Here is a 5,476-nt window from a genome sequence, read left to right on the forward strand (position 1 = left end):
CGATGCGCGCGCCCTCGCGGGAGGCCGCCGTCACGACGCCCCGCCCGCCGCGTCGAAGCAGTAGCCCCGCCCGCGCACCGTCTTGAAGTGGGCAGGGTGCGCCGGATCGTCCTCGACCTTCGCGCGCAGCCAGCTCATGTGCACCGACACCGTCTGCGGCTCCACCTCCGAGAACGCGCCCCACACCTCGGCCAGCAGGCGATCCTTCGACACGACCTCTCCCTCGCGCGCCATCAGGTAGCGTGCGAGCGCGAACTCCTTGGGAGAGAGCGGGATGGCCGCGCCGTCCTTCAACATCGAGCCCGCCGCCTCGTCGAGCACGTACGGCCCCGCCGCGAGCGCGCCGTCGGCCCCTTCCCCGCCCGCTCGCCCACGTGACCGCCTGAGCAGCGCGTTCACGTGGGCCAAGAGCTCGCGCAACGAGTAGGGCTTCGGCAGGTAGTCGTCCCCGCCCGTGTCGAGCCCGACGATGCGGTCGGTCTCGCTCGTGCGCGCCGAGGCGAACACGATGGGCACGTCGCTTGCGCGCCGCAGAGCCGCGCACGCCGCGAACCCGTCGTCGCCCGGCAGGTTGATGTCGAGCAGCACCAGGTCGAACGCACGCGTGGCAAGGACGTCGTAAGCCTCCTCCGCGCTCGCCGCGCGCTCCACCGCGAACCCCTCGCTCTCCAGATAGCGTGCCACGATGGCGGACAGGTCCGCATCGTCATCGACTATGAGTATGCTCGGCATCGCACTCCCCTTCGGCCAGCCGGATGGACGAGACCATTGTACCCAAGTTGGCTGGAAATCTCTTTCCGCGAGCGCAAGCACCTGACCTCGTTGGTTACGGGCCGTAACCAACTGCTACCACGCAAACGGTTACAATATGTAACGGTTTGCCCCCGGACAATCCCCTGTTGCACGTGGCAGCCAAGTTGTCCGACGGCGCACGGGGCGTACGTCACGCGCGTTGAAAGCACGACCTGGGGTTTCGCGCGAGCGAACCGCCACGTCCGAGCGAAGCCCGTCCTTTTCCGCCTACGCGTACGCAGGTAGCAGGAAGACAGAAGAGAACCGCCCCCATCTGTCCGCAGCTTAGCTCCGCAGCTTCTTCCACTTGCGGATCTTGCTGAGGAACGACTTGAACGGCGCGACGGTGTTCGTGTGGACCCACTTCCACACCGGCCACATCGACGGGGTCGACTGCGCCCACTTCCGGCCGCCCGGCTCGAACAGCTCGTCGTCGGAGAACCCGTCGACCCACTCCGCGAGCGCGTCCACGTCGGCCGAAAACGCGGCGGCCTCGAAGCCGCCGCGTCACGCCTATTCGCCCATCATGTCCTGGAGTTTCTTGATGTCGGCCATGCTCATGCCCCCCATGCCGGGCAGGCCCATGCGACGCCGGCGGCCCTTCTTGCCCTTCTTGCCCTTCTTGCCGCCTTGCAGGTCCTCAACGGCGGGCATCATCTTCTTCATCATCTTCTTCGTCTCGTTGAACTTCTTGATCAGCTGGTTCACGTCCGAGACGGTCACGCCGGCGCCGGCGGCGATGCGGGCGCGCCGCGAGCCGTTCAGCAGATCGGGCTTCTCGCGCTCGGCCTTGGTCATGGAGTTGATGATGACCTCCATATGGTCGAGCGCCCCCTCGTCCACCTGGCCCTGCGACATGGCCTTGTCGCCGCCGGGCAGCGCGCTGATCAGCTTCGATATGCCGCCCATCTTGCGTATCTGACGGTTCATGTCGATGAAGTCGTTGAGCGTGAGGTTCGCGCGCATCATGCGCTCGGCCTGCTCCTGCTCCACCTCTTCCTGCTGCACCTTGACGGCGCTCTCGATGAGGCTGACCACGTCGCCCATCCCAAGTATCCGCTTCGCCATGCGGTCGGGATGGAACTCCTCGAGGGAATCCGGCTTCTCGCCGGACGAGATGAACTTGATGGGCTTGCCGGTGACCTGCTTGATGGACAGCGCGCCGCCGCCGCGGGCGTCGCCGTCCATCTTGGACATGATAACGCCGTCGAAGTCCACGCGCTCGGCGAAGGCGGCCGACACGTTCACCACGTCCTGGCCGGTCATGGCGTCCACCACCATGAGGATCTGGTCGGGCTTGACCGCCCGCTTGATGGCCTCGGCCTCGTCCATCATCTCGTCGTCCACGTGCAAACGGCCCGCCGTGTCCACGATGACCACGTCGCGCAGGTTGTCGATGGCGTCCTGGACGCCCTCGGTGGCGATGCGCACCGGGTCCTGCCCGTCGCCGCGGTACACGCGCACGCCGATCTCGCCGCCGAGGGTCTGCAGCTGGTCGGCCGCGGCGGGACGGTACACGTCGCAGGCCACGAGCAGGGGCGAGTGGTTCTCCTGCTTCAGGCGGTAGGCCAGCTTCGCGGCGGCCGTCGTCTTGCCGGAGCCCTGCAGGCCCACGAGCATGATGACGTTGGGGATACGGCTGCCCAGGACGAGCTTGCTGTCCGTGCGGCCCAAGAGCTCGGTGAGCTCGTCGAGCACGATCTTGATGACGTTCTGCGCCGGCGTGAGCGAGTCGAGCACCTCCGCCTCCAGGCAGCGCTCCTTCGTGCGGGCGATGAAGCCCTTCACCACCTTGAAGTTCACGTCGGCTTCCAGAAGCGCCATGCGGATCTCGCGCATGGCGTCGTTGATGTCGTCCTCGGTCAGGCGGCCCTTGCCGCGCAGCCCGCTGAATATGCCCTGAAGGCGTTCGGAGAGGTTCTCGAGCATGGAAGTGCGCTCCCGTCGTCGGTCATGTTGTTCGCTAGAGGGAGATTATACTTGAACCCCGCCGCCCAAGGCGAACTTCACCTTTTCAACGAGCAAAACGAGTGTCCATTGTGAAAACTGCGATTGAGCAGATAAGCTTAGGTGTTCAAGCATTGCATAACTAATACGCTAATATTTATAAATCATTCTATCCCAAGGATGGGCGTTCGGAACTTCAGACTGCCCAAACGGACACAATCGGTTCAACTTGCACCGATACTTTGGCCCGCTATACCAATTCGCCCCCTTGCCCTCCATGGTAGAATGGCCGCATGGACGAAGCTCGGACATACCGGTTGAAGCTCTTCGACGCCGACGTGGCGCGGTTCACGCTTGCGCGCGATGCGCGCACGGGGGCGCGTTGCACGAACATCGAGGTTGACAAAGAAAAACGTCATCTGCTCCCCTTTCGCATGGCAGGCGAGCCCGCCTCGGTGGATCGTTGGATCCGGGCGCGCACCATCTCGAAGAACCGGACGTACGCCTCGCGTATCGTGCGGCAGTACGGCATCCACCTCGACGACCCCATCCAGATCCTCGACGTCTGCAACGCGCTTTCCCTGAACGACGCCTATTGGGTCGTTCCCGATGACTCGAACGCGACATTCGCCGAGAAGAACCTCTACGAGAACAATTTTGACGACCTGGTCGCGACCGTAGCCTTCTCGGGCGTCGTCGACTTGTCCCGAACGCCGGCCGGGCCCTCCGGCGAGCTCACCACCAGCGGCCAGTTCCCTAAGGCATGGCGCATCCACGAAGGGAAACGGTTCCTCTACAAAGCGGGTTCCCTCAACACGAATGGGCTGGAGCCGTTCGCCGAACATTTCGCAGCCCAGCTAGCCGAAGCGCTCGGAATCTACCATATCCCCTACGACCTTGCTGAATGGCACGGATCGTTATGCAGCGCCTGCCCGCTGTTCACCAGCCGCGAAACAGGCTTCACGCCCTTCGCGGCCACGTTCGGCGTCCTGCCGTTCGAGGAGGCCGCAGCCGTGTACTTAGAGCTGGGCGAGGAGGCGTTCAACCTGTTCACAGGCATGTCAGTACTTGACGCGCTCACCGCCAACGACGACCGGCACCTGAACAACTTCGGCTTCCTCTTCGACAACGCCTCGCGGCGCGTGACCGGCGCGGCACCGGTGTTCGACAACAACCTGGCGCTGTTCATGCGCGACATCGATTCGGGCTTGACCGCCGCCGACCTTGCTTCCACGGCGGCGTGGTACCGCGGCCACATGGACGTGACGCTGGACTACCAGGCAGAATATCTGATGACCGCAGACATGAAAGATCGCCTCGCGCTCCTGCGCGGATTCGAGTTCGCACCGCATCCCGTCCATGCCCTTGCGGACGGATACGTCGATCTCCTCAACGAGTACATCCGGCTGCGGGTGGAGCATCTGCTCGCCTTGCCGACGGTAAATGCAGCCGACCTTCGCCGCAAGCTGCAGCGCGTGCCGGATACGCGAGCAGCGGATCCCTTCGCGCCCGAACGGTGATGCCCCTCTTCTTGCCGCTCCTTATGCCGCGAACGCGATGGTGCCGCCGTAGATGGCGTAGCCCTGCTGGGCGCTCGTGACGTAGACGCTCTCCACGTGGAGCGCCGCCTTCAAATCGTCGACGAGGCCGAGCACCTCCTGCTCGCCCGCATGGATGCCGGTGTACACGAGCGTGCCGTTCTCCACCAGATTGCCCGCATCATCGGTGTAGCCGCCTTGCGCCTCGATCACGGTGTAGCCTTCGCCCGTAGCGGAGACGAGCGGCGTGGCCAGGGCCTTCGCCTCGTCGAACGAAAGCTCCTGCGCGCCTGTGTCCGCATCGGCCAGCCCCACGTACAGCGTGAACGCGACGCCCTCCTGCGTGGTGACCTTGTTCACAAGGCCGATACCCGACCCGCCTGACGGCTCCGACGTGGTGCATCCAGCCAGCACGCCGCCACCGAAAGCAACAACCGCCAGCACCGTCGCGAGTAAGCCCGCCCTCGCCTTCGCGTTCATCCGCTACTCCTTTCGCCTCCCCGGCGGGAGATTCGCTTTTCGCGCAATGGTAGGGATTGCCAGACAGCGGTGCAAGCGAAGCGCATAAACAGTCGACAAAAGCGCGAAACAGGTTCCTCAGAAGTACCGCCGTAGGCCGTCCTCGCCCACCTCGCGGCGGATGCGGCCGCGGTCGACCAGGTGGTCGAGGATCACGAGGCCCTCCATGAGGATGCACCAGCGCTGCACGAACGAGATGTCCTCCCAACGGCCGTGAGGCACGTTCCACTTTATGCGGCGGATCACCTGCTCGCCGGTCAGGCCCGGGCCGGCGGCCACGATGCCCGCGGCCTCCTCCAGGCGCTCGCGGTGATGGGCGTCCAGCCAGTCGATGCGCTCGGCGAAGTCGTCGCGCGGCTCGCCGTGCGACACGAACAGGCGCGAGCAGCCGAGCGCACGCACCTTCGCCAGGCTGTCGAGGTAGGCCTGCAGGGCGTCGGCGCCGTCGGGGAAGAGCGCGATGCCCGGCGAGATGACGAACAGCACGTGGTCGCCGCCGAACAGCACGCCCGAGTCGGGCTCGAACAATGCGAGATGACCCGGCGTGTGGCCCGGCACCTCGATCACCCGGAAGCGGAAGCGTCCGACGGCCACCTCGTCGCCCTCCGAGACGAACGTCGCGCGCACGCGGCCGGGATCGAACAACGGCGGCTCCACGGCGTACCGCGCGTAGCCCGAGG

5 protein-coding genes and 1 pseudogene are annotated in these 5,476 nt (G+C 65.2%); 1 reads left to right on the forward strand and 5 read right to left on the reverse strand.

Annotated elements, in window-relative coordinates:
• Positions 1-30 precede the first annotated feature (30 nt).
• The 3 genes and pseudogenes from GPA_RS02765 to ffh all read right to left on the reverse strand — a co-directional run bounded on the left by GPA_RS02765 (position 31) and on the right by ffh (position 2,721).
• Complete coding sequence (locus tag GPA_RS02765; RefSeq protein WP_015538869.1) at positions 31-732, reverse strand: response regulator transcription factor; 702 nt, start codon at positions 730-732, stop codon at positions 31-33.
• A 345-nt stretch (positions 733-1,077) separates the two neighbouring features.
• Positions 1,078-1,266: pseudogene (locus GPA_RS02770) on the reverse strand (ClbS/DfsB family four-helix bundle protein); the annotation flags it as partial.
• Between the two features lie 39 nt (positions 1,267-1,305).
• On the reverse strand, positions 1,306-2,721 hold the full coding sequence (gene ffh, locus GPA_RS02775) for a signal recognition particle protein (RefSeq protein ID WP_015538870.1): 1,416 nt from the start codon (positions 2,719-2,721) through the stop codon (positions 1,306-1,308).
• Between the two features lie 311 nt (positions 2,722-3,032).
• Here ffh and GPA_RS02780 point away from each other — a divergent pair, with 311 nt between their 5' ends.
• A complete protein-coding gene (locus GPA_RS02780; RefSeq protein WP_231847551.1) occupies positions 3,033-4,259 on the forward strand; it encodes a HipA domain-containing protein in 1,227 nt (408 codons plus the stop codon).
• A gap of 21 nt (positions 4,260-4,280) precedes the next feature.
• Here the strand turns inward: GPA_RS02780 and GPA_RS02785 are convergent, their stop codons facing one another.
• Positions 4,281-4,757, reverse strand: coding sequence for a hypothetical protein (locus tag GPA_RS02785; RefSeq protein WP_015538871.1), 477 nt, complete (start codon positions 4,755-4,757; stop codon positions 4,281-4,283).
• A gap of 117 nt (positions 4,758-4,874) precedes the next feature.
• A partial coding sequence (locus GPA_RS02790) for an MBL fold metallo-hydrolase (protein WP_041238871.1) occupies positions 4,875-5,476 on the reverse strand: 602 nt, incomplete at its 5' end.

This window comes from Gordonibacter pamelaeae 7-10-1-b (assembly GCF_000210055.1).
GTDB lineage: Bacteria > Actinomycetota > Coriobacteriia > Coriobacteriales > Eggerthellaceae > Gordonibacter > Gordonibacter pamelaeae.